The organism is Rhodospirillales bacterium, assembly GCA_016872535.1.
Lineage (GTDB): Bacteria > Pseudomonadota > Alphaproteobacteria > Rhodospirillales > 2-12-FULL-67-15 > 2-12-FULL-67-15.
In genome coordinates this window covers 25,546-49,228 of the sequence record VGZQ01000010.1, presented here as the reverse complement: position 1 = coordinate 49,228, position 23,683 = coordinate 25,546, and the positions used below count along the sequence as shown (strand labels likewise).

Sequence of the window (23,683 nt, the reverse complement as noted above, 5' to 3'; positions counted from 1 at the left end):
TAGGTGGCGCCGCGGTTCGCATCGATCGGGCGCGGCGCGCGCGCCGGAGGACGGCGGCGGTGGCGGCGGGCGCGGGGTCGGGGCGACGCGGCGGGCATGGGCGGGACTCTATAATAAGCCGCGCCGTCGGCTCCGCCAGGGCCGCAGCGCGGGCGGGTTGGGGGGGCGGGTTGGCGCTAAATGTTGGCGGGGCGGCCCGGCCATGCTAAACCCCGGGCCTTCCCGTCTCGGCTTTCCCGCCCGGGCCGCGGCCGGGGCGAGGCCCCGCGTCTCGGGCGGGGTGTTCCGACTGGGGGATCGTCTAACGGTAGGACAGCGGACTCTGACTCCGCGAGTCTAGGTTCGAATCCTAGTCCCCCAGCCAATCCCGATTGGGCCAGCTTCGATCAGGATGGCGACGCATGACGTTCCCCGATAAACGGCCGACCGACATCGCGGCGTTCGCCGAGGCCTATTTCCAAAACGTGGCCAAGGCCGCCGGTTCCGTCGACCGCGCGCGGATCGCCGCCGCCGCGGCGATAGTGGAAGACGCGCACCGGCGGGGCAGCGCGATCTTCGCCTGCGGCAACGGCGGCTCGGCGGCGATCGCCAATCACCTGATGTGCGACCACTGCAAGGGCGCGGCGACCGACACCGCGCTTCGCCCGCGGGTCCATTCGCTCAGCGCCAATATCGAAATCATCACCGCCATCGCCAACGACGTATCGTACGCCGATATTTTCGCGTATCAGGTTCGCAATTTGGCTCGCCCAGGCGACGTTTTGGTTACGATCAGCTCGTCGGGCGATTCGGAAAACATCGTGCGCGCCGCCGACGTGGCCGCGAGCGGCGGGATGAAGGTAATCGCCCTGACCGGATTCGACGGCGGCCGTTCGGCCCGGATCGCCGACGTCAACCTGCACGTCGCCGCGGACAACTACGGCGTGATCGAGGACGTGCATCAATCGCTGATGCATATCCTGGCGCAATGGCTGCGCCTGGCGCACATGGATCCGGCGTTGATTCCGCAGCGGAAGTTCTAGGGAAAGTTCTACGAACAAAAAAACCGCGAGGGGCGCCTCGCGGTTTTTTCTTGGTCGTTGAGACGTTGTGCTATGGGAAAAGATTGTAACGCAAGATACACCAGATGGCGCGAATGCCGTCCTTGAAGCCGATTTTCTTTCCTTCCTCGTAGGTCCGACCGCTATAGCTGATGCCCACCTCGTAAATGCGAGGCGCCGGCCGCAAGCGCGCAATCTTGGCGGTAATCTCGGGCTCGAATCCGAACCGATTTTCGCAAATCGCTACTTTGGAAATTACTTCACGGCGAAAGACCTTATATCCGGTTTCCATGTCGGTAAGATTCAAATTGGTCATCATGTTCGAGAAGAACGTCAGCACCCTGTTGGCGAAGTCGTGCCAGAAGTAAATGACCCTGACTTCATCGGAGCTTCGAAACCGCGAGCCGAAAACGACATCTGCGCGACCGTCGATGATGGGTTTGAGCAGCTTCGGATAGTCTGCCGGGCTGTATTCGAGATCGGCGTCCTGAACGAGAAGAATGTCGCCGGTCGCCGAAGAAAATCCCGTGCGCAGCGCGGCGCCTTTGCCCTGGTTGCGCGTATGCCGGAGGAGGCGGACTTCCGGATGGGCGCGGGCAAGTCTTTCGATGGTTCCGTCGGTTCCGTCCCGTGATCCGTCATCAACGCATAAAATTTCGATTTCCAGCCCACTCCGGTCGGCCGCCAGAGCCTTGCCGATAACGGTTTCAATGGTGGCGATTTCGTTATAGCAGGGAATGATAACGGAAAGTTTGCGGAAACTAAGCGACGAGGACGATGAGGAAGTCATCAAGGAAAGGCTTTCAATAGCAATTGCCGACGGGTCGACCGATCGCGACGATTTCGCTCGAATATACTTGATCGATGCTAATCATGGCACGGACAAAAAATCGGGCCGCTGTCCGGCAGCCGGATTAGCCAACAAGCGCATGAGGGACGATGGGGTCGAAAGAATATCTAGCAGAGCAGCCACGGGGCGTCTCGCTCCGAGGTTCATGCCGGCGGCTTGCAGGTGGACGATCACGGTACGGGCGGCGGCAGCCAGTCGGGGGGAGGTCGTGCGACCTTCAAGGGCCAGCCTGTGCCGGGAAAGAGCCGCCAGGGACGCGGCGCGACGCAGGGCAACGTTGCTCGTAATTCCTCCCGCCATGATGTGGTAACGGGAAAGAGCCTCTGGGATCACGCAGAATCGAACGCCGTCGGCGGACAACAAAGCGAGCCAAAGCTCGTAATCGTGGCTGGAACGCAACCCTGGATCGAATCCGCCTGAGCGGACAATTAATTCCCGGCGCACGACTACGGTGGTGCTGGAGATGAATCCATACAGGAATTGAGCGACGAAGGGATCGGCGCCGGGCGGGCAATGACGGGCGCAGTTTACGGCGCGTTCGAACCCGTTTTCGGCATGGAGGTAGTCGTGCGAAACCATATCGGCGCCGCAATCGGCCAACTTGGCCATGCAGCGCTCGATTTTGGCGGGTAGCCATTCGTCATCGGCGTCGAGAAACGCGAGCCATTCGCCAACGGCGGCGCGAATGGCCGTGTTACGCGCCGCTGCGGCGCCTGCCGTTTCCTGGCGCAGGACCTTGAGGGCAATCCCCCCCATGCGGGGCGCGAACGCCTCAGCGACGGCGGCCGTTCCATCGGTCGAGCCGTCGTCGACGACGACCACTTCACGCGGGCGCAACGTTTGCGCCGCAATACTGGCCAGTGTGCGCGCAATGGTTCCCCCGGCATTGAGGGCCGGCGTGATGACGCTGATGTCGGCGAAGCCGTTGGGCATGTCAGGCGCGCTCGATCCGCAGACGACCCGACCAGGGCAACTTCGCGCGGGTTTTGAAGCCGATGCAATGGGCGGAATGACCGACGCCATACGCCGTCCAGCGCGTCGCCGGAGCGATCTGCGGTTCGGCGCCGTCGGCCCGCACGCGAAACGCGCCCGCGGGCGAGCGGATCACGGCGGCTTCGGCCGCGACCTCGCACGGCCATGGAGTGTGCAGTCGACGCATGACGACGGGTGAACCTTGTCCGTCGACGGAATCCCCGATCTCGAAGCCGTTTTGGAAAAACGTCCAATGCCGCCGCACCACGGGGGCGCCCATCCGGCCGTAACCGGCGAAGACGAGGGCGACTCCGTTCGCATCGACCCGCGACACCGGCGCCGCGCCGCCCTCGCGACGGCGAAAGCTTTCGTCGTAGTAGGGCTTGTTGGGGGGATAAGGATCGGCTTCGTCGAGAGTCAGCCCGTTATGGACGCGGGCAGAGCGATACAGCGCCGCCTCGCCGGTTTCGCCGTAGGCGCCGCGGCCGGTGTCGACGAACAACGGAACGTTCCCCCAATGAATTTCGAAAGAACCGATGTCCTGATGGCCGTGGCCGGGGATCGCGGACCAGCCGCCGGGGGCCGTGTGCCACAGCCCGTTCCACTCGCCGAAATCAGCGCGCAGCCAGCCGTCGGCCGCGAGGAGCGCGGACCCGGCGGGAGGCGTTCCGGCTTGCAACGAAAGAAACGCTGCGCGTTCCGCATCGTCGAGCAACGATCCCCAGCCCGTGCCGGTCGGGCCGCCCGGCAGGAACGCGGCCAGATGATCGGGCGGGCAATCGGGAGAGATGTCGCCGATCAGCGGCCATCCGCCCCTCAGGCAGAGGCGGGGGAGGGGGGCAAGCGTTTGAGCGGCGATGGCCTCCAATTCCGGCGCGGCGCCGTGACCGTGACGGCGTGCCCACAGCCAGGCCTCGACGTAGTTGCGGGCATAAAGCAGGTGATAATGGCTGGAGCCCTCGCGTAGGATGCCGGAGCGCATGAAAATCCGTTTCGCTTCCTCGATCAGGATTTTCGTGCCCATGTCGGCGTAGGAGGGCATGCCCAGTTCGAGGCCGATGGCCAACAGGCCCCGGCCGTTATTGGCAAGATGATTTCCGGTATTGTGCTCACCGAAATATTCCAGTCGTCCGGCGATGGCCGGCGCATGGATGGCCAGGAAGGCGCGGGTTTCGTCCGCCGGTTCGGGCCAGCCGTGCCGACGGAAAAATCCGAGGAAATTTACCGCCCGCTCCGCCGCCGTATAGGGGTGCCAGGCCCAGGAATCGTCCGGTATCGCAAATCGTCGACGCCACGCGTTCCACAGGGCGATCGCCCACGCCGGATCGGCGTTGTCGCCCATGATCGGGATCCAGGCGAAGCGATGGACCGCGAGCAGCGTTTCGACGTCGGCGTAGGTGCGCTCGAATAAGGACGATTCCATGCCGGGTGCGACGACGTCGGTCCCGCCCGGCAGCGGCAGGGAGATCGGCATGGCGGGCGCGGGAAAACAGCGTTCCCGTACCCGCGCGGCGCCGGGGACGGCGGCCGGCAAGGGCCCGTCGCCCAGATACGGCGGACGGTGCGGTGTCGGGCGCGGCGGCGCCGACACGCGACCTAACGCGCGGGCGGCCAGCCAGCGCCGCAGCGTCGGATCGGCGGCCAATTGTCTCAGTTTGCCGATCAAGATTTGACGATGGCCAACGGATCGCCGAAAGACTCGAGCCCGGCGATAGCCGCCCGGCCCATGGCGAGGATCGCTTCCTCGGCCGCGCCGCCGATGTGCGGTGTCGCGAGAAAATTGGGCAGCGTTAAAAGTTCCGCGTCCCGCGGCGGCTCGACGGCGAAAACGTCGAACGCGGCCGCCGCCAGCCGGTTGGTTTTGAGCACGGCCTTCAGGGCCGATTCATCGATAATTTCACCACGCGCGGTATTGATCAGGATCGCATCGGGGCGCATGAGAGCGAGCCGGTCCGCCGACAGCATGCCGCGCGTCGAGGAATCGAGGGGCAAATGCAGAGTCACGACGTCTGCTTCGCGCAGAAGCTCGTCCAGCGACGTCGCCCGGACGCCGTGACGGGCGTAGAAGTCGGGAAAATCGCGGATGTCATGGGCGAGAACCCGGCATCCGAACGCCCGCAACAAGACGGCCAGATCCTTGCCGACATGGCCGCATCCGACGATCCCGACGATCCGGTCCGACAACTGACGGCCGACGGGCTGCCGCCACGTTCCGCCGCGCAGTTCGGCGTTCGCCGCCGGCAGGTGACGCAACAGAGTGATGGCGAAAGCGATCACCAATTCGGAGACGGAGCGGCGGTTGACGCCGCCGGTCCAGCCCAGCTTGACGCCGCGCCGGGTCATCGCTTCCAGGTCGATCGCGTCGAAGCCGACGCCGTATTTGCTCACCACCTTCAATTCGGGCAGCGCGGCGAATGCGGAGTCGTCCAGCTTTTCCAGCCCGATGATCGCCCGTCCGTGCCCGCGCAGAAAGGCGATCAGCGATTCGCCGGCCAGGGCCAAGCCTTGATCGTTGAAGGTGACGTCGGGATACCGGGCCGTCAGTTCGGCGCGCAGGACCGGATGGCGCGAAAATGAGCGCGAGGTGACGGCAATGCGCATCAGGGGGTGGCCTCTCTTCGGGCCGCGATCCGAGCGACGGCCGCCGGCAATTCGTGGAAACGTTCGATGCGCGCCGCCGCGGGCATTGTGGCGGGATCGACGTAGCCATAACCGTAGGCGACGACGATGGCGGGTACGCCCGCGTCCCGGGCAGCGGCGAGATCGGGCGCGGAGTCGCCAACGAATATGGCGCTATTACGGTCCGCCTTCATCGCAGCGAGCGTTGCCAGCACGTGCCGGCCGTCGGGCTTGCGGTGGCGGGTGTCGTCGGCGGTGATGACGGCGGCGAAGTATTGACTCAGGTTCAATGCATCAAGGACGGGTCGCGTGGTCGCCCCGGGCTTATTGGTGCAAATGCCCATGACCGTGCCCAGGGCGCGGAATTTTCGAAGCACTTCGGTCACCCCGGGAAAAATCGTAGTGTGCGAGGAAGGGTCAGCCAGGTAGTGGATGAGATAGCGCTCGACCATCGCGTCGATATCGATGTCGTCAGTGCCGCCGGTCGTGGCGAAGGCTCGCACGAGGGTGGTGCGCGCGCCCTCGCCGATTATTCCGCGCACGGCGGTTATCGACAGTGCGGGCCGGGCCGCTTCCGTCAGGGTCATGTTGACGGCCGCCGCGACCTGCGGAACGCTGTCGATCAGGGTGCCGTCCAGATCGAAGACGAGAGCGGGGTGGGGGGTCATTTACGCACCACGATGGCCCAACCCCAACCCACGGTTGGCGCCAGTGCCAATTCGAGATCGGTTTCGGCATAGAATGGTTTTCCATAAACCAGCATACCGCCACCGCAAAATGGCTTATGGCCCAGAGTTTTCAAAGTCCAGTCGCGTATTTGGGTCAAGCGGGGAACGCAGAAGTTGTCGAATTGGAAGCTGAATTTACGAAGGCTCTCAACCGTGAAATCCCGAAAGAGATCGCGCAAGGCGCGCGCAGAATAGACCCGGGTAATGGGATTGCGCGTCGTGCTGTACTTGGGCGTTCCCTCGGTGACGCGGCCGACCCACTCGGCCTCGGGCAAGCAGAAAATGCCTCCTGTCAAAATCCCGCGCGGCACGATGCTCAGCCAGTAGTTTGCCGAATGGCGGGAATAGAGCATGATCACCGCCCGCCCGTCGGGCTTGAGCACGCGGCGCACTTCCGCGACGCAGGCGGCCGTGTCCTCGGAATGGTGCAGGACGCCGTTGGAATAGACGATATCGAAAGTTTCGTCGCGGAAGGGCAGATTTTCGGCGTCGGCTTGGTAGGCTCGCGCCGGACCCGGCCCGCGAGCCAGCGCGAGCTTGCGCGCTGTGGACAAGGCTCGGGTGGGAGTCAAGTCGATGGCCGTCACGTCGGCGCCGCGCCGCTTGAACAGGCATGAATGCGCGCCCGCGCCCGAGCCGATCTCAAGAACGCGCTGGCCGGCGAGATCGAGCGCGCCCATCTCGACCGACGCCACATGGCGGCGGCGGCGGAACATGGTCTCTAAATCATCGAGGTCGGTATCCAGACCGGTGCCAGTCATTGCTCGGTCGTAATCCTCGTAGATCTGATTGTAGAGATCGCCCCACCATTTCTGGATGTCGCTTTTGATCGCACCCTCGGCGTGATGGGCAGAAAAGGCGATGACGCCGGTTTCCGCATCGATGGGAAAAATCGCGTGGCAGGCGGAACACGTTACCGTAGAGACATCGGTCTGGCGCACGAGCTGCGCCCGGCAACAAGGCGAACAAAGCATATCCGCCGATGACGTTGAGGGGCCGTTCATGCTGGTGACGCGCTTCCCTTGGCCAACCGCGCCAATCGATGCCAGATCACGCGCCCCGCTCCCCGACGGTAATGCCAAAACGGCGGTTGCCGGGAATAGGTCCACTGAGCCCAGGGACAGACGGCGTCGACCCAGACCGCGTCTCCCGCGTGCCATGGATAATCGGCAAAGCGCGCCTCTGTTCCGTCGGGCAGGGGCTTGACCAGCTTGTTGGCGCAGTAAAAGACGGTTTCCGCCGCCGGATTGCCGCGCAGGATGGCGAAATAGGCGGCGATGACGTCCGCGTCCATTTCCTGCATGGACACGATATTGATCGCAAGCCCGATCGGTGCATGAACCAGGATGGCAGCGTTGTCGGCTTGTGCGGCGATGAAGCGGATCTCCGGATCGCCCAGCGCTTCGCGTACATCAAGCGCCGTTTCGACCAACGCGACCGTTTTTTCCGGCACGGCGCGGCGGATGTTGATGACGTCAAGTAGCAGAGACTTGGTCAGGTTGACGGCAATGACCTTGCGCGAAGGCGCCGCCAGCGCCAGCAAGGAGGACATTACTCCGAACCCATCGCCAATCACCATCGCTGCCGGTCCATCGCCGTCGAGCGACAGATGCTCGCGGATCAGGGCCAAGGACAGGACTTGGCGCAGGATATCGTACGTGAACAGCCGGTTCGTTCGGCGTGCGACGGTGCGGCCGAGGTCTAGGCATTCGCGAAAGTGGCGGTATTTGGCATAGCCCATCGCGACAAACGGTAGTTGCAGCGCGCGATGTGCGAAAATCCGGACCGGATCGGTTGCCGGCGCCGGCAGGCCGAGGACGGTTGAGCCGCGCAACGCACCTTCCCGGTCGACGACGAAATGATCCAGCGCCGCGCTCCAATAGGACGACGCGGCGCAATCCGTCCGGTTTTGGCGAGCATGCAGCGCCGCCAGGGCATCATTGTTCGTTCGCAAAACGGGAGGCCCGCCTAGTAATGGCCCCACAAGGGATCGGCTTCGATGACAGCCTCGACCCGGCCGATGTCCTCGGGGCTATCGACGGAAACATAAGGCCGGTGAGGAACCAGCGCGATACGCTGCCGGCGGCCGTGATCGCATATCCGGTTGGAATCGCAAGCTTCGGCGATTTCCAGGGGCGATTCGGGGATGGCGGTGAACCATTTCAAGAAATGCCAGCGGAACCCGAAGATGCCGCCTACCCGCTTCGCGCCCAAAGCCGGCGAAAACCGGCCCGGCTTGCAATAGGGCACCGGCGCGCGCGACGTGTACAGCACGTCACCCTTCATGTCGTGAACGATCTTGACGATATCCGGATTGAGAAAGATCCCTTCCTCGTGGATCGGCATGGCGAGCATGGTTCCTTCGATCGAGGCGTCCTTGCCGAAAAGTGCAATTACCGCATCGAGCATATCGGGGCCGAGCAGCGGCTCGTCGCCCTGCACGCAGACGACAATATCATCATCGGCAAGAGCGGGAGCAGCCCTGGGCGCGGCCTCGGCAACCCGATCGAGAGCACGGGTGTGACGGTCCGAGGTCATGATCACCGGCCAACCCCTCTGGTCGGCAAAATCCGCGATTTCTTTGTCGCAGGTTGCTAGCGCTAGTGCATCCCAGCGTGCGTACAGACGGGCCCGCAGATAACAGTGTTCGATCAAGGGGCGGCCGCAGATAGGGTACAGAGGCTTTCCGGGGAACCGGCTAGCGGCCATACGAGCGGGAACGATACCGACAACCTTCGTCATGTCAGTTCTTTATGGAATGGGCTGGCGATAAGTCAGCGGCATTTATGGAAAACCAGCGGGCGATCGCTTCGCCTGCAATGCGGTGGCCTCGCGCGTTCCAATGGCCGTCATGGGAAAAGTGAGTAGCTTCCAATCCTGCGCCCTGGATCGCGGAGAAAAGATCGAGCGTCGATATCCTACGCCAAGCGAGCGCCTCGGTAATGCCTAGCCGGAGATAGCGAAAATGACCAGATTGATCTCGCAGTTCGAAGCGGGCGGGGAATAGCACGACGACGAAAGGAATGCCTTTCGGTACCAGAGTGCGCAGCCGGTCGATCTCAATAGCTGTAGCGGCGATCATGGCGTCGGCCTTGGCTGGATCGTGACCATGCAGGATGATCCGTGAAGGATCCTCGATCAGGCCAACCCTCACTAGGATCGTATTGATGATCTCAATACGCTTCAGGGAAACAGAAACGACGTTGTAAAGAGCCGCATGCCGTGTCAGGAACGCTTTGACCGCCAATAATGAGAGTACCGTCGATTCTTCAGGTTGTGGCGCCATGGCAGTGGCAGCACAGTCGAGAAGCGCAACGCGATTTTCGATGGTCAGGCCGACAACGACGGCGGCGGGGCGAATTCCCTTCGGCATTCGGGCATAGAGCGCCTGCCAGCCGCATACGCTGGAGCCAGGCGTGGCGACATTGTAGGTTGGAAAACCCAGCTGGTCGGCAAGAACCTGGGTGTAAGATTCTTCCCGTGCAACGCCCCAGCCGAAGGAGAAGGAATCGCCCAGCACCCAGATGCGTCCATCGGCGGCGGCAACGGGCTCGTCATTACGTAGGCCGAAGGCGTTAATGCGGATACGGGTACGAAAGTCGCCGTTGTTCTGGGAAAACCAGCCATCGAAGCCAGGAGTGCCGATCGAAGTTATGCCGTAGCCCGGCACCTCGACAGACGTGAGAAAACGGGCTGAGGAAAAATTCCTCCATTCGGGCATTAATATGCGGATTGCACCTTCCAGAATAAGGATACTCACAACCGTAGCGGCGGCCGTTAACAACACATTCGGTAACAAGCGTCGAATCATTTTGTCGTCGAAATCGAATCGCTTAGCCCCCATCGTGCCTTCCAATTCGGATCGGCGCAATAAATGCGATAAACAAGCCGCATGGTCGCCAGTGCCTCGTCCGCTGAGCCATCGACAATGGGGCGATCGTGCATGATGGCTTCGGTGAAATCAGCGATCTCGTCGGCCCAGGAAGAGTCATGATCGTATCGGGTGATTTCTTCCTTGGGGTCGCCGGCGTCGTTGGGCGTAGCCCGAGCGACCGTTAATGTTTCGTCGCCGTAACTTTTCGACCCGGACAAAATACCGGAAAGGATCACGCTCCCCTTTTCCAGTGTCATTTCCAGCTCGAAACGGTGGCGCCATAGGGTCGCCGACGAATGCAGCATGGCGACGACCCCGGTGCGGGTGCGCATGAGGGCGTAGACATTATCCTCGACGTCGTGGTTCCAAAAGCCGTTCGAGACGAAACTGCGAATATCCTCGAAATTTTCACTGGTGAACAGACGCATCAAATCGACCATGTGAATGCCCTGGTCGAGAAGGATTCCGCCTCCGGCCTTGACGCGCATGGTGCGCCAGTGGGACGGCGAGCGAAAATCGATGATCGCCGACTTACCGTAAACGCCGCGCAGGTTGACGACGCGGCCGAGCGTACCCTCGCGTATAATCGCCAGCGCATCGCGGACCGAATCGTGATAGCGATGATTGAACCCGTATTTGAGTTTCAGATGCGGCCGCTCGCGCGCGCATTTCATGACGCGGGCGATGTCCGCCACATCACGGCCAGGTGGCTTTTCGCAAAATACGTGTAACCCCTTTCGCAGGCCCGCGACGGTGACGTCGGCCGCCAGATCGTTGGTCAAACAGACGAAAAGCACGTCGATGTCTTCGTTCAACACGTCGGAATAGTGCCGATAGCAACGGACGCCATCTTCCAGCGTTCCGTCGCTTTCGAATAACCGGTCGCACACGGCGACGGTACGCAAGTCAGGGCGCTTGTCGATGAAATGCCGACGGCGCTTGCCAACGACGCCGTATCCGGCGATGCCGACCTTCAGGGGTTCAGTCACGGCGTGGAGTCCGATAGAGGTTGGAAATCGAGTCATCGGCTCGGCCGAGCCTGGGCGATTCAGCGTCATCGTCGACATCGGCCCAGCCCCCGGATTCGTCGGAGCGGTAAAAAGCGTTGAGCAGCTTGAGCGTCCGCCATGCGTCGTCGCGGTCGACCGGATAGGGCGTACCGTCGCGGAAATACGCGACAATATCCCCGTACATTTGGGTATGGCCGTAGCCATAAACCGCGCCGTGTCCTTTGATGCCGACGAAGTCCTCGCTGGCGGTGGCGCAGGATGCGGGATCAGGCGTAAAAACCTGCAATTCGTTGACCGCGATTCCGCCGATCTGCGCCAAGCCTGACCCGCCGACGATGGACAACGACGCCTCGAAATCGTCGGGCCGTGCGGCGGTCGTGACCTCGACCGTGCCGATTGCACCGGAAGCGTACTCCATAATTGCGACTGCGGCGTCCTCGACCTCGATCTCGGCACCAAGGGTGCAGAGACGCGCCGCAACGCGCGAAACTTCTCCACCCAAATGGCGTAGCAGGTCAACATGATGGATTCCCTGGTTGGACAGGCAGCCGCCGTCGTGGGAAAAAGTGCCGCGCCACGGCGCTAGGTCGTAATAGCGTTGGGGACGGCACCAGCGCACGCGTACGGAAACGATGCGGATATCGCCCAACTCGCCCCGATCGAGTGCCTGCTTAACCCGCCGCACCGCTTTGTTATGGCGATTCTGGAAAACGGGGAACACCTGAAGTCCAAGCTGATCGGCGATGGCATACGCCGCGCTTAATTGCGACGGGCGCATGAACGTCGGTTTTTCCACGATCACGTGCTTGCCGTAACGCTCCAGAATTTCGAGGGAGTGTTCATAGTGCATTCCCGATGGAGTAATAATTGCAGCGACGTCAATTTCGGGGTGGGAAGCGAACATGGCGCGATAATCGATATATGCGGGAACGCCGGCCTCTTCGGCAAGCGCACGGGCCTTGGCTGCATCGAGATCAGACACCGCCGTCAGCCGCGCGCCTGGAACGGCGGCAATGGAACGGCAATGATGGCTGGCAATCCGGCCGCAGCCGATCAGGGCGATATGAATTGCGCGTTGGTCAGGCATGGGGGCGTTCGGCTGTCTTTCGCGGATCCTGGCCTTTCGTACTCGGATCATTGTCCAAAAGCGAGCGCCAAAGTGACCAGTCAACGGGGGCCAGGATATCGGTTTGAACGACCGGTCTGGGAGGTCGTACCGCGGCCAAGGCGGCGCGTAAGTCCCCGCATTCGGCCGACACGGCGGTCAGAGCCGCGGGCAGAACATCGATGGATACACGGTCCTCGCATAGTAAGCGCAAGGTCGGGATGCCAGCTAAAATCGCTTCCAGTCCCGAGGTTCCGGTTGCGTAGACGACGGCGGAAAGACCATTCTGGTGCGTTAAAGGTACATTGGTACGCCGAAGCATGTCCGATTCGGCAAAGGCGAACGGATACATGGGGTGCTCTTTCACCAGGACGCGCCGCCCGCTCGCGGCGATGTCGCGCGCGGCGTCGAGTTGTCGGGCCGCGATCACCGGGATCGCGGATAAGGGAACGAAGACCGGGCCTTTGGGGTCGAACAGGTTGCGGAATGCCGCCGGGAAGCGGAACGCTCCACCCACGATCAGGCGCGCGGGCGGAATTCCCCAAGCTCGCATCTCGTCGCGATAGGCCGGTCCGTTAGCGACGACCGTGTCGGGAATGCTGCCCAGACCGTCGGAATTGGAAAAAGTCGCATAGTTGATCTGGTGCGGGCCAATGACCGTGTGCTGATAGCCGACGGTTTGTGACCCAACAATGCGAGCTTGGCGGCAAAGCGCGCGCTCCCAGGCATGGTTTTCCCATGGCCAGGCGACTATACGCGGCTTCACGGCTGCCAACCAACGGCCTTGGCAATGGATTTGCCATCGGTTCATGGCCGGGCCACCGCCGCTGTTTTCCCGCGCGGCCGCGCGCCGGACCAGCCAGCCGTGCGGACTCCGCCGAAGCTCGTGGCGGGGTGCCCATGTTTCCGCGATCAAGCCTAAAGCGAAGATCGGATCGCCCCAGGCGTGTAAACTGACAGTGCGGCCATCGGCGCTCAATTGCCGCGCGCGCCATGCTGGGCAATCCGTGTGCAACACGCGTTGCACCGCTGGCATCTTGGTCATGAGCGCACCGAAATATGCATCGTGGCCGCTCGCGGTGCTGTTGGGATGACCATAGACGAGAACGACCGCCGCTCCCGGCCGGTACGTGCACCGCATGGGCCGTAGGCGCACCGCAGACCAGAAGAGACGGACGGCGAGTCGAACGCGCGCGGCGACCCCCCTCAGGCGCAATCGCCACTCGACCCTGGCCAACGGCGGAGCAGGACCCGCATGCACACCGGGAATCGCGGCTAGATGACGAAAGAGCCAGGGGTCATCGCATAGGACTAGGCAATCGGTGTTCGCGGCGGCTAGATCCTCCACCATGCGGCTCCATGCCAGCATTAAACCGAAGTCGGAACCGAACACGCCGCAGGTGGCGGCATGGGAGATGTCGGCCGTGGGGTCCTCGCCCATGGCGCGACCGAGGCGCCACCACAGATCGCTGATTTCGACGAACTTATCCTCCAATCGCCGCGCCGATCCGGGCAGCCGCCGTTCGCGCGGAAGATCGCTCTTCGCGCCGGCGACGGTCAACCAGCCAAGCCCGGCCGGGGCAAAGCTAGCGTGGCGGCTTTGTCGCAAGTACACGCTCACGGGATGACAGACAGGACAGGAAGAAATTGCAAATCGCCACTGTTGTGGCATGGTCTTGCGGCGCGGCGTCCGATCGGTGAAAGGTCTGGATCATGACAGCGGCAAACCGGGAATTCATACGAAGCGTTCTGTCCGCCGTCATTGAAACCGACCGCACCGGACTCTTGATCGACAATCGCGCCCGTGGTCTCACCGGCATTTCCGGATTGAAGACGGTTGGCTTGCTGCAGCGCCTGCAGCGGTTGTTCGCCGCCGATGCGGATGCATGCTACCTCGAGATCGGCGTCTTCCAAGGTTTGACCCTCATATCTGCGGCACTGGAAGCGCCTACAATGCCGTGCTTTGGCGTGGACAATTTTCGTATTCTCGATCCCGAGGGGAAAAACCTCTCGATCGTGCGGGAACGGATTGCGGCGTTCGCGGTGACGAATGCACGGCTTCTGAACATGGATTTCGAAGTTGCCCTGGAAAACCTCGAAGATCATCTCGGCGGGCGAAGGATCGCCGTCTATTTCGTCGATGGTCCGCACGATTATCGCAGCCAAATCGTATGTCTGCTGCTTGCCAAGAAGTTCCTGCACAAGAAGGCTGTGATCATCATCGATGACGCGAACTACGCCGACGTGCGCATGGCGACACGGGATTTTCTACTCGGGCATTCTGAGTTTCGGATGGTGTTCGAGGCTTATACTCCCGATCACCCCATGCATTTGGATGCCGTGACCAAAGCCCAGGCAGAGAGCGGATGGCTGAACGGAGTCAATGTTTTGGTGCGTGATGCCAACGGTCTTCTGCCGCCAATGCTGCCCGAGGTGCCCGCCGACAGGTCCCTGTATTTCAATGAATGGCTGACTCATCGCGCGCGTTTGGCGGAACTGGCGCCCGAGGCTCTGGCATTGGCGGATGCTGTCACGCGCAAGGATGAGGTCTCCGAGCGCACGGCGCGGGCGCGACTCGAGGCCGCGTATGCGATCGCGAGATCTCTTTTCGAGGAACGGCATTCGGACCGCAACGTCGTCAGCCGTGGCTTGACGGAAGGACGGATCAATCGGCTTAAAAGCGGAAGTAAATGAAATCATAGGAAACCCCCACGAACATGACCGCAAGGGCGGCGGCAATAGCCAGTGAGACAGTATGGATCCGCTGCAGCCAACTTCCGGTCGCTTCGGTCTCTGCCATACGTTCGACGCGGATTACGAAACAAACGCCAGCGGCGAGCGCAAGCAGGGCAAGGGCGGTTTCCGATACACCGTCCGCCCCACCGAACTTAGCGGTAGTGAAAAAAGCCCAAGCTCGATCAAAGTCAAACAAGAACAACGTCCAACCCAGAGAGACCAGGGCGAAGGTCAATAGTTTCTGCGCCAGCGTTGGCAGCGGATCCCAAACCGGACGTAGGGCCGCGTAACCGATGATCAAAAAAGCGTGATAAAGGCCCCAGGCGATGAAATTCCACCCCGCTCCATGCCATAAACCGCAAACGGCGAACACGATCAAGATATTGCGGACATAAGCACGATTGCCGCCCAGGCGGAAATAGAGATAATCGCGCAGCCACGACCCGAGCGTGATGTGCCAACGTCGCCAAAATTCTTTGGGGTTAAGGGATTCGTACGGACGGGCAAAATTATCGGGAAAGCGGAAGCCAAATAATCGCCCCAAACCGATGGCGATGAGCGAATAACCGTAAAAATCAAAATAGATCTGGAAACTGTAGGCACCGACGACGTACGCGGTCGCGCTCCAGCCGAGAGCGCCGATTTGCGCGATGATCGGTTGAATTTCGCGATGAAGGGGATCGGCGATCAATACCTTCATCACTAATCCCCAACCAACGTAAATGACGGCGGCCTTGATATCGGCAGGCCCGGCGCGGAAGCCGGGTAGGGCGGCAATCGGCTTCTCGACGTCGCTCCAACGAAGGATTGGCCCCGCCACCAAATGGGGAAAGAACGAGACGTAGAAGAAGAAATCTTGCAGCCGGGGCATCCGCCGGATCCGCCCGGACTTGAGATCGAGGACCAGGCAGATGATCTCGAAGGTGAAGAAAGAGATTCCCGCTGGCAGAATTAAACTACCCCAAATCGAAAAATTCTGATCCACCCAATCACGTCCGTTAGGAATATTATCTGCGATGAACGCGCGATACTTGAAGAACGCGAGCGTCAAGAGAGGCACCACGATGGCAAGCGCGATTCGCGTCCGCGGCAAGGGTGCATCGGGGTCGCGCAGAAGCAGCCAGACCAGCAAGACCTCGCCGATCAGCATCGCTGCGTGTAACGAGCCGGAATAGCCGTAAAAAACGAGTGACGCGACGACGAGCAGCTCGATACGCCAGGGCGCTAATATGGCCCAGCGGCTCAGAATCAACACCGCAGGCAGAAAGGCAAAAAGAAAAATGTAGCTATTGAACAGCATGGCGCGTGCGTCGCGGCGGTTGTTTCAAAAGACTATCGATCCAGGAGCCAAGCACCGGCGCTGGTGGATGATAATGGTCCATCCACAGGTTCGGCTCTTCGGGCTGGCCGATCAGCGGCGCGGCGTGGCATTCCAATCCATGGCGCGTGCATGCGGCGAAGAACATCTCACGCAATTGAGTGACACGCGGAATCGGGTGCGCCGCATATTCAGCATGAGACGCGGGCTCGACCGGAGATTCGTAAATAATGATTCGATGACGCGCTGCCAACACGGCTAAGCGCTTGACGTCGTGCACGAGTACGCCAGGCAGGACTTGGGGTTGGTCGTGGCGCGGCGCAATGGCGATTTTGCCGAACGTTCGCGCAGTCATGCCACCGCCGGAGCCATCCGGGTTGTAACCATCCCATAGCAGGCCGGGCCTCGGTCCAGGCGCCGCTAATGGCAGCCAGTCGGCCATGATCACGGCAAGATGCGCTTGCAGGACGCCAGGATTGAAAAATCGCACAAACAGCTCACCTTCCAGTTTGACCATCCGGGCCGTGAATCGGAGCTTTTCTCGAAGCGGGACATTTTCATCGACGAGAAGGGAAAAAACTTGCGCCGCGCTGTCGCGCCAGCGCAGTGACGCAGGCAGCATCGGCACCTGTTGTGTGAAGTGGTTAAAGTTCTCAACCATGATCACGACCACGGGAGCTAGCCTGTCCCTCTCGGCTAACGCCAGTGCGAGCGATACCGACGAACCAAACGACGAGCCCGGTACCGCAACATTAAAAAACCGACCGTATCTGTTGAGGTTCTCCTGGCTGAGAGCCAGGATCGAGCTGTTGCCGAATGCCATTACGTCATATACGGGGTTCGAGTTGATATGGTTGAGCTTGTAGGAAATCAAATGCGGGTTGAACAGTTGGTCGAGGCGGTAGCGCCGTTGTTCCTGCCTGGGGGCGAACGGATCAATTGGTGATATAATGGCCTGTCCGACGATTTGGACCAGGGCAAGGAACGCGAGCAGGGTGAAAAAGAAAAAGCGCAAGCTGATCATGATGGTGCGGCCGTGGGCCTGGTGGAAGCAGCGGCGGTTTTTTCGAGCCACAGTCCCAGGGACATAAGTGCGAACAGTCGGAAGCCGTGATCACGGCGGCGGCTTTCATGTTCGCGCCATAACATATCAACCGCTGACGGCTCGACCCACTCCCGCAGCGCTGGTGATTCGGTCGCGGCGCGAGCTAACTCCCGCATCGACCCGACCAGCCAGTGGGATACCGGGGCGTTGAATCCGGATTTGGGCCGACCAAGGACAACCGTGGGCAGCCGTTTGCCGAGATAGCGCCGGAAAAGCCACTTTCCTTGAAAGCCATTTAGTTTCCATTCTGGCGGCAACGCGGCCGCAAACTCAACTAGGCGGTGGTCGAGCAGTGGGGAACGCACTTCGAGGCCGTGTGCCATGCTCATCCGATCCGCCTTGACTAGGATATCGTCGACCAACCAGGTTTTAATGTCGACGTATTGCGCCCGGTCCAACCAATGGACGTCAGCCAGAGCCGCGAAGTGCGCGATGTGAAAGTGGAAGGGATCCGCCTCAATCGCCCGGTGGTGTTCAGGGTGGAACAGTCGGCTGCGTTCGCTACCGTCGAACAGTACGCGCCACGAACAATGCGCGCGGTCTGGTGGCAGGCCGATACCAGACAGGAACCGACTAAGCTTGTAGTCGAAGCTAACCTTGCCAAAGCTCGGACGAACCATGGCATCGACCCCTCGCTGCAAAAGGGAGGCGATTCCATTCGGAATAACGCGGCCGATACGCTGCAGACGGTCAGCGACATAGGTAACATAACCTGCGAATAACTCATCGCCGCCATCCCCACCCAGTGCGACAGTTACTGATTCGCGGGCGAAGGCGGAAAGATGGAAGAAAGGAATTATCGAAGTATCGGCGAAAGGCTCGTCGCAATATCCAATGGCTCGGACAAGCGAGTCAGGGGTGTCGACGTTGGAAGTCCGCACGGCATTGTTGACACCGAGAGCACGGGCAGTTTCGGCGGCACCTGCTGCCTCGGAAAAGGCTTTATGCTCGAAATCGATGGTGTAGGTCTTGATCTTGTCGCGGCCGCCAAGCCGACCCATAGACTCGACAACGGCGGCGGAATCGATACCACCCGAAAGAAACGCTCCCAATGGTACGTCGGCCGCCAAACGTAAGCGAACCGCATCATCGAACAGGGCACCCAACTTCTCGGCCGCTTCTTCGGGAGAACGATGGTGAGTTTTAATCCTAAAGGCGGCGGACAAATCCCAATAGCAGCGGGGCTTGAGGGATTCCCCCTCGCGGATGAGCGCAAAATGTGCGGGCGGCAGTTTGTCAATGCCGGCGAAGATGCAGCGCTCCGTCAGGGTGTAACCGAGCGTGGCGAAATGCCCGAGTGCGACCGGATCGAGTTGGGTCGCCGCGAGCGGATGGCGACATAGCGCCGAAAGTTCGGAAGCGAACAGAACAGCACCGTTACCGCATTGAATGTAAAGCGGCTTCTTGCCCAGCCGATCACGGGCGACCATCAATTCACGGCGAGCGGGATTCCAGAAGGCGAATGCGAACATGCCGATCAAGCGAGCGAGAAAGGCCTCACCATGGTGAACCAGTCCTTGCAGTAACACTTCGGTGTCTGATCGAGTGTGGAAGATGCAGCCCTTCGCCTCCAGCTCCCGGCGCAGTTCGCGGTAGTTGTAAATTTCACCGTTGAGAATGATCCAACAACCGCTGGCTTCGTCCTGCATCGGTTGGTCTGCGGCATGATCGACATCGATCACCGCCAGCCGCCGATGACCGAGCGTCGCCGGACCGGAGACGATAATTCTTTCCGCGTCTGGGCCGCGATGGGCCAACGCGCGTGTCATCGCGCCAACCGCCGCGCGGTCGTCGATGCCATCCCATCGAATGCTGCCAGCAATGCCGCACATGATGCTAGCGGACCTCGTGCCGAGTGACCCGGCGCATAAAAGGTGTTTGAAGGCTGGGAATTGTTTCGACTAACATCATAGGATGCCGGACGTACCGCACATCGTCGTCACGGGCGGGAACGGCTATATCGGTTCCCGCCTCGCCTTTCTTTTGCGCGCACGCGGCGCGCGAGTGACCGTTTTTAGTCGATCGGAAGGCGGATGGGCGCTTGGCCGATCCGTTCCCGTCGATGCGTTCAACGGCATAGATGCAATCGTTCACCTTGCCCACCAGTGGACCGGCCAAGGCCCAGTCGAAACGGACATCAACGTCGTCGGGACTCGCCAATTGTTGGATGCCGCGCGCCGGGCGGGCGTGCGCCGATTCGTGTTCGCATCTAGCGTCGCAGCGAGGCCCGACGCCCTCAATCGCTATGGCCGAATCAAGCATGCGATCGAAAGGACCCTCTCCGGACCGAATGAAATCACAGCACGGGTCGGTATGGTGTACGGCGGCCGTTCGGCGAGCCAGTGGGGCACGTTGCTGCGCTTGAGCCAGCTGCCGGTGTTGCCGATGTTGGAGCCGAAAAAGGCGGTGCAGCCGATCCATCTCGATGACCTGTGCGAGGGGCTGATACAGCTTGTGTTGCGGCCGTCCCTGACGCGAACCGTATACGGCTTGTGCGTTGCGCAACCGACAACATTGGATGCGGTTCTGAGGGTGATTGCTAGAATCAAGCACGGCTCGAACCTTTGGATTTTTCCGATTCCCGCGCGCCTCGCCCTTATGCTGGTCGATGTCATCGCTTGCATTCCCGGTCTACCACGCGTCGATCGGGAACGCATTCTCGGCATCATGGGGCTGCCGACCGTTGACAGCGCGGCGGATTTACGCGAACTCGGCATCGAGCCACGTTCTCTCGATGTCGGATTGGCGCTTGATGCACGCGAACGCCGTCGACGACTTTTGGTTGAAAGCCGAATTTTGCTGGCGGCGGTTGTTGGCGCGGCCCCACCAGGCGGATCTATGCGACGTTATGTGCACGCGATCGAACGGTTTGGCGATGGTCACGCGATTGATCTTCCATTCTTTGCCGCGTACGCGCCGACATGGCTGGCTGCATACGAACCGATCAGATGTTCCAGCAAACCCTTGGTGCGGCGACTTGCGCTCGCCGTTCGTGTCGCGACTGCAAGTCCGATCGGGGCTAAACATTGTTATTGCTACGCCGAAAGGGGGATACTCGCCGCTGTCCTGAGCTTGGGTCTGGTCGCTGTGCGCGAGGCGCTGTTATTGCCCCTGCGTCTTATGCTCGGCCGCATCCGATGAGTGAACCCGATATCATCATTGTCGGAACTGGGCCAGCCGGCGTTTCGGTCGCTTGGCCACTAGCCGAAGCCGGTTGGAGCGTACTGATGTTGGAGGGCGGTAAGCGCCATTCGTTCGCCCCCAAAAACAGTCGACCATCCCTGGCCGAGTTGCGCGGCGATATCGAAGGATGGCGGCATCTTCTCGGTACTGATTTACGGGGGCTGCGCGAAATGGACGCCGCTTCGCCCAGGGCGCGCCACGTGCCGCTGCCCGGCCTTGACGGCGAATATCTTACCCGTAATCGGCTGATACCTAACGGCTTTCGCGCGATCGGCGCGTTGGTTCCAGGTGGATTGTCGTTGGTCTGGGGTGCCGTCGTTCCCGCCTTCGACCGAACCGATATTGAGGGCTGGCCTATCGACCATGCGGCACTGCAGCCTTCGCTCGAGCGCGTCGCCGAACGGATCGGCATATCCGGCAGTAAAGACGATGACATGGCGACGACGCAGGGTGTCGACATTCCGTTGCAGCCGGCATTGCCTTTGTCGGCATGCGCTAAGAGTCTATTGCGGGGCTACGATGCGAGCGGTCGGCGAGAAGACTTCACTCTCGGTCGCGCACGCAACGCCGTCTTGACTTGCGACAAGGACGGTCGCCGAGCATGTGACCTTGGCAAGGGGTGTATGTGGGGATGTCCTCGGGACGCGGTCTATTCGAGCCGGAGTGATCTTGATCGGATGCTTGTACAGCACGACAACGTTCGGCTGGTGGATGAAGTTGTCGTCGAATCCCTTGCGCCGCGTGCTGCCGGTGGCTGGGAGGTATTCGGTTCCACCAGCGATGGCGGAATGGCGACGTTCGGCGCGGTCCATATCGTTCTTGCGGCGGGCGTGCTGCCCTCGACCCGTCTCGCTCTGGCTGCCACCAGCCGAATCGACGAAGATCGCAGGTTGTTGTCGACGCCAGCATTCGTGTTCGCGTTAGTGTTGCCCAGACGTCTCGGCCGTGCCCTCGAAACGACCGGCTTTGGGATGGCGCAGTTGGCGTTCCGCCTGCGTTTGTCACCGACACCGGGTGACGAAGCTTTCGGTATCCTCTATGACGCCGATTCCTTTCCAGCCGCCGATCTGGTTGAGAGAATGCCCTTTAGCCGCCGGGGGGCATTGGATGTGCTCGGGGTCGGCCTGCCGGCACTAATGGTTGGACTTGTCTATCTGCCGGGCGGATACTCGCGCAACCGCGCGCGCCTTGACCCATCGGGAACTCTGGTAATCGAAGGTGGTGTTGGCGACGGCCACGCCGCCACCGTCCGCGGCGTGGCGCGGCGGTTGGCTCGACATTTCCGGGCCTGCGGCGGTTGGATGGTGCCTGGCTCGGTCGGGTTTTTGCCGCCCGGCGCCGAAGTGCATTACGCCGGGACTTGGCCGATGGGCGAATCGACGACCGAAGACGGCGAAATATGCGAAGCTCCGGGCCTGTTCATCGCCGATGGCTCCGTGATACCATCCTTGCCTGCGAAGCATCATACGTTTTCGATGATGGCCAATGCCGACCGGATTGGACGTAATCTGGCATCAAAGCTTCGTCGGGACCGCGCAAATCGCTAGCGGAGCGCTGCCGGTGGTTCCGCGTCTGGAATCGCAAGACACATGGCGAAAGTTCTTCTGATCAATCCGTCCTACCGGCCGAGTTACGGCGGGGCCAAGGCTTCGATCGTAAACCCGGTCATGCCGACACTTGGGCTTGCGACTATCGCGGCCATGGCTCGCGACCGAGGGCATAAGGTTGAGATTTATGACCTGTCGTTTCAACCTTATGACTTCATGCGAGTACGTGACCGCATCAAGACGACGTCACCGGATATTGTTGGCATCACGGCGACGACACCGCTGATGAATCAGCTTCGCGACATGAGCGTATTGATCAAGGACATTTCCTCCCAAATCATGGTCGTCGGTGGCGGTCCGCATCCCTCGGCGCTGCCCGAAGAAACTTTGGGCGAATCCTTACTCGACGCCATTTGCATTGGCGAATCCGACTATTCGTTCGCGGATATTTGCGACGGTCGACCTTTTTCTACGATCAGGGGAATCTGGTATCGCGACGAAGGGGGTGTCGTATCCACTGGTATGCGCGCGCCGATCGAAAACCTGGACGAACTGCCGATGCCGGCATGGGACCTTTATGCTCTGCGCGATTACGAAGGGATGTCCCGCTTGCTTTGCCGTCGCCCGCCCTTGGCGATGGCCGAATTTTCACGCGGATGCGTTTTCAAGTGCGATTTTTGCGCGTCGAAGATCACCATGGCGCAGGGTTACCGCAAAAAAAGTCCCGAACGTTGCGCGGAGGAAGTGGAGCGGCTTCATCGCCTGGGATTCCGGGAATTCATGTTGGCCGACGATATTTTCACGTCCGACCAGGAGTGGGCGATTGCGGTTTGCGAGGCGATCTCCCGCCGCGCGCCTCGGGGTATCGACATGGCATGGTCGTGCACGAATGGCATTCGGGTCGAAAGTGCCAATGACCGCCTATTTCGGACCATGCGCGCCGCTGGGTGCTATCGGGTGTCGTTCGGCTTTGAAACCGGGAACGACCAGGTCCTGAAAAAATTTGGGAAAGGCGGACGAGCCACTATCGAGCAGGGCAAGACCGCCGTGCGCCTTGCCCGCGCCGCGAATATCGACACGTCCGGTTTTTTTCTGCTCGGACTTTCGCCTGACACTGAAGACAGCATGATGGATACGATCCGCTATGCCGCCGAGCTTCCGCTCGACTTGATCAAATTCGGCGTCACCATTGGGTTTCCAGGCACCAGCATGTTCGCCGATTACGCGGAAAAGGGGTTGATCCGGTCCTACGATTGGGACGATTACTTCATCTATACCGACAAACCGCTGTTCGCGCATCCGAACCTCGATTACGACACCATCATGCGGATGATGGACATCGCCTATAAGAAAGCGATTCTCTTCAATCCGGGATTTATCGGCCGGCGATTCCTGCGCGGAATCCGCACCGGCGAGTTTTTCTGGGACGCTTATTACGCCCTCAAGTTCTTTCTGATGCCGGCGATCGGTGAGCAACTCAAGACACCCTATTACGCCCGCGACCGTTGGCCAACGTGGGATTATGCCACTCGTCCGCCGCGACCCTCACGCTGGCAGATCGTGCGCAAACCGGCCCTGGAAAAGGTCGCCTGAACC

Annotated in this window: 20 protein-coding genes and 1 tRNA gene; 6 read left to right on the top strand and 15 right to left on the bottom strand. The window is 60.9% G+C overall.

All coding sequences use genetic code 11. From position 1 onward, the window contains the following. The first annotated feature begins 290 nt into the window (after window positions 1–290). Both FJ311_03615 and FJ311_03610 read left to right on the top strand, forming a co-directional pair. A tRNA-Gln gene (locus FJ311_03615) sits at window positions 291–364 on the top strand. A gap of 37 nt (window positions 365–401) precedes the next feature. Continuing rightward, window positions 402–1,022 carry an SIS domain-containing protein gene (locus tag FJ311_03610; GenBank protein ID MBM3950522.1) on the top strand — a complete coding sequence of 207 codons (621 nt, stop codon included), beginning with the start codon at window positions 402–404 and terminating at the stop codon, window positions 1,020–1,022. A gap of 70 nt (window positions 1,023–1,092) precedes the next feature. Here the strand turns inward: FJ311_03610 and FJ311_03605 are convergent, their stop codons facing one another. The 12 genes from FJ311_03605 to FJ311_03550 all read right to left on the bottom strand — a co-directional run bounded on the left by FJ311_03605 (window position 1,093) and on the right by FJ311_03550 (window position 13,759). Next, window positions 1,093–1,830 carry a glycosyltransferase family 2 protein gene (locus FJ311_03605; GenBank protein MBM3950521.1) on the bottom strand — a complete coding sequence of 246 codons (738 nt, stop codon included), beginning with the start codon at window positions 1,828–1,830 and terminating at the stop codon, window positions 1,093–1,095. 81 nt (window positions 1,831–1,911) lie between these two features. Continuing rightward, the gene (locus FJ311_03600) at window positions 1,912–2,913 is read right to left on the bottom strand and encodes a glycosyltransferase family 2 protein (protein ID MBM3950520.1); all 1,002 of its coding nucleotides are present in this window, start codon (window positions 2,911–2,913) and stop codon (window positions 1,912–1,914) included. Beyond that, complete coding sequence (locus FJ311_03595; protein MBM3950519.1) at window positions 2,825–4,507, bottom strand: hypothetical protein; 1,683 nt, start codon at window positions 4,505–4,507, stop codon at window positions 2,825–2,827. The genes FJ311_03600 and FJ311_03595 overlap by 89 nt, the downstream gene beginning before the upstream one ends. Before the next feature lie 17 nt (window positions 4,508–4,524). After that, entirely contained in the window at window positions 4,525–5,463 is a 939-nt protein-coding gene (locus FJ311_03590; protein MBM3950518.1) for a phosphoglycerate dehydrogenase, read from the bottom strand. Beyond that, window positions 5,463–6,149 carry a phosphoglycolate phosphatase gene (gph, locus tag FJ311_03585; protein MBM3950517.1) on the bottom strand — a complete coding sequence of 229 codons (687 nt, stop codon included), beginning with the start codon at window positions 6,147–6,149 and terminating at the stop codon, window positions 5,463–5,465. Before gph ends, FJ311_03590 begins: the two co-directional genes overlap by 1 nt. Then, window positions 6,146–7,213: a class I SAM-dependent methyltransferase gene (locus FJ311_03580; GenBank protein ID MBM3950516.1), complete on the bottom strand. Its 1,068-nt coding sequence runs from the start codon at window positions 7,211–7,213 to the stop codon at window positions 6,146–6,148. Before FJ311_03580 ends, gph begins: the two co-directional genes overlap by 4 nt. Then, window positions 7,210–7,467 (bottom strand): hypothetical protein, encoded by a 258-nt coding sequence (locus tag FJ311_03575; GenBank protein ID MBM3950515.1) that lies wholly within the window; start codon window positions 7,465–7,467, stop codon window positions 7,210–7,212. Before FJ311_03575 ends, FJ311_03580 begins: the two co-directional genes overlap by 4 nt. A gap of 710 nt (window positions 7,468–8,177) precedes the next feature. Then, complete coding sequence (locus FJ311_03570; protein MBM3950514.1) at window positions 8,178–8,951, bottom strand: 3-deoxy-manno-octulosonate cytidylyltransferase; 774 nt, start codon at window positions 8,949–8,951, stop codon at window positions 8,178–8,180. 1 nt (window position 8,952) lies between these two features. After that, window positions 8,953–10,020 carry a hypothetical protein gene (locus FJ311_03565; GenBank protein ID MBM3950513.1) on the bottom strand — a complete coding sequence of 356 codons (1,068 nt, stop codon included), beginning with the start codon at window positions 10,018–10,020 and terminating at the stop codon, window positions 8,953–8,955. Continuing rightward, window positions 10,017–11,108 (bottom strand): Gfo/Idh/MocA family oxidoreductase, encoded by a 1,092-nt coding sequence (locus FJ311_03560; protein MBM3950512.1) that lies wholly within the window; start codon window positions 11,106–11,108, stop codon window positions 10,017–10,019. The genes FJ311_03565 and FJ311_03560 overlap by 4 nt, the downstream gene beginning before the upstream one ends. After that, window positions 11,065–12,180, bottom strand: a complete 1,116-nt coding sequence (locus tag FJ311_03555; protein ID MBM3950511.1) for a Gfo/Idh/MocA family oxidoreductase — start codon at window positions 12,178–12,180, stop codon at window positions 11,065–11,067. Before FJ311_03555 ends, FJ311_03560 begins: the two co-directional genes overlap by 44 nt. Further along, window positions 12,173–13,759 carry a hypothetical protein gene (locus FJ311_03550; protein MBM3950510.1) on the bottom strand — a complete coding sequence of 529 codons (1,587 nt, stop codon included), beginning with the start codon at window positions 13,757–13,759 and terminating at the stop codon, window positions 12,173–12,175. Before FJ311_03550 ends, FJ311_03555 begins: the two co-directional genes overlap by 8 nt. Before the next feature lie 152 nt (window positions 13,760–13,911). On the opposite strand from FJ311_03550, the gene FJ311_03545 reads away from it, so the two are divergent. Further along, entirely contained in the window at window positions 13,912–14,892 is a 981-nt protein-coding gene (locus FJ311_03545; protein MBM3950509.1) for a class I SAM-dependent methyltransferase, read from the top strand. Here the strand turns inward: FJ311_03545 and FJ311_03540 are convergent. From FJ311_03540 to asnB, 3 genes are read right to left on the bottom strand one after another with little or no spacing between them, the layout of a single operon-like run. Continuing rightward, window positions 14,873–16,234, bottom strand: coding sequence for an MBOAT family protein (locus FJ311_03540; protein MBM3950508.1), 1,362 nt, complete (start codon window positions 16,232–16,234; stop codon window positions 14,873–14,875). The two genes, FJ311_03545 and FJ311_03540, sit on opposite strands and share 20 nt — an antisense overlap. Continuing rightward, window positions 16,221–17,276 carry a hypothetical protein gene (locus FJ311_03535; protein ID MBM3950507.1) on the bottom strand — a complete coding sequence of 352 codons (1,056 nt, stop codon included), beginning with the start codon at window positions 17,274–17,276 and terminating at the stop codon, window positions 16,221–16,223. The genes FJ311_03540 and FJ311_03535 overlap by 14 nt, the downstream gene beginning before the upstream one ends. Then, window positions 17,273–19,189, bottom strand: coding sequence for an asparagine synthase (glutamine-hydrolyzing) (asnB, locus tag FJ311_03530; protein MBM3950506.1), 1,917 nt, complete (start codon window positions 19,187–19,189; stop codon window positions 17,273–17,275). Before asnB ends, FJ311_03535 begins: the two co-directional genes overlap by 4 nt. A gap of 82 nt (window positions 19,190–19,271) precedes the next feature. Here asnB and FJ311_03525 point away from each other — a divergent pair, with 82 nt between their 5' ends. Genes FJ311_03525 through FJ311_03515 form a run of 3 tightly spaced genes read left to right on the top strand, consistent with a single transcriptional unit; the run spans window position 19,272 to window position 23,680 of the window. Then, entirely contained in the window at window positions 19,272–20,498 is a 1,227-nt protein-coding gene (locus tag FJ311_03525) for an NAD-dependent epimerase/dehydratase family protein (GenBank protein ID MBM3950505.1), read from the top strand. Next, on the top strand, window positions 20,495–22,087 hold the full coding sequence (locus FJ311_03520) for a GMC family oxidoreductase (GenBank protein ID MBM3950504.1): 1,593 nt from the start codon (window positions 20,495–20,497) through the stop codon (window positions 22,085–22,087). The genes FJ311_03525 and FJ311_03520 overlap by 4 nt, the downstream gene beginning before the upstream one ends. 42 nt (window positions 22,088–22,129) lie before the next feature. Further along, complete coding sequence (locus tag FJ311_03515; protein MBM3950503.1) at window positions 22,130–23,680, top strand: radical SAM protein; 1,551 nt, start codon at window positions 22,130–22,132, stop codon at window positions 23,678–23,680. Window positions 23,681–23,683 lie beyond the last annotated feature (3 nt).

Bases quoted from the DNA above. Each gene is read 5' to 3' on its own strand.
- FJ311_03525 (MBM3950505.1), top strand. From the start codon at position 19,272: ATGCCGGACGTACCGCACATCGTCGTCACGGGCGGGAACGGCTATATC.
- FJ311_03605 (MBM3950521.1), bottom strand. From the start codon at position 1,830: ATGACTTCCTCATCGTCCTCGTCGCTTAGTTTCCGCAAACTTTCCGTT.
- FJ311_03520 (MBM3950504.1), top strand. From the start codon at position 20,495: ATGAGTGAACCCGATATCATCATTGTCGGAACTGGGCCAGCCGGCGTT.
- FJ311_03555 (MBM3950511.1), bottom strand. From the start codon at position 12,180: ATGCCTGACCAACGCGCAATTCATATCGCCCTGATCGGCTGCGGCCGG.
- FJ311_03565 (MBM3950513.1), bottom strand. From the start codon at position 10,020: ATGATTCGACGCTTGTTACCGAATGTGTTGTTAACGGCCGCCGCTACG.
- FJ311_03610 (MBM3950522.1), top strand. From the start codon at position 402: ATGACGTTCCCCGATAAACGGCCGACCGACATCGCGGCGTTCGCCGAG.
- FJ311_03580 (MBM3950516.1), bottom strand. From the start codon at position 7,213: ATGAACGGCCCCTCAACGTCATCGGCGGATATGCTTTGTTCGCCTTGT.
- asnB (MBM3950506.1), bottom strand. From the start codon at position 19,189: ATGTGCGGCATTGCTGGCAGCATTCGATGGGATGGCATCGACGACCGC.
- gph (MBM3950517.1), bottom strand. From the start codon at position 6,149: ATGACCCCCCACCCCGCTCTCGTCTTCGATCTGGACGGCACCCTGATC.
- FJ311_03545 (MBM3950509.1), top strand. From the start codon at position 13,912: ATGACAGCGGCAAACCGGGAATTCATACGAAGCGTTCTGTCCGCCGTC.
- FJ311_03535 (MBM3950507.1), bottom strand. From the start codon at position 17,276: ATGATCAGCTTGCGCTTTTTCTTTTTCACCCTGCTCGCGTTCCTTGCC.
- FJ311_03540 (MBM3950508.1), bottom strand. From the start codon at position 16,234: ATGCTGTTCAATAGCTACATTTTTCTTTTTGCCTTTCTGCCTGCGGTG.
- FJ311_03570 (MBM3950514.1), bottom strand. From the start codon at position 8,951: ATGACGAAGGTTGTCGGTATCGTTCCCGCTCGTATGGCCGCTAGCCGG.
- FJ311_03590 (MBM3950518.1), bottom strand. From the start codon at position 5,463: ATGCGCATTGCCGTCACCTCGCGCTCATTTTCGCGCCATCCGGTCCTG.
- FJ311_03600 (MBM3950520.1), bottom strand. From the start codon at position 2,913: ATGGCGTCGGTCATTCCGCCCATTGCATCGGCTTCAAAACCCGCGCGA.
- FJ311_03515 (MBM3950503.1), top strand. From the start codon at position 22,130: ATGGCGAAAGTTCTTCTGATCAATCCGTCCTACCGGCCGAGTTACGGC.
- FJ311_03560 (MBM3950512.1), bottom strand. From the start codon at position 11,108: ATGACTCGATTTCCAACCTCTATCGGACTCCACGCCGTGACTGAACCC.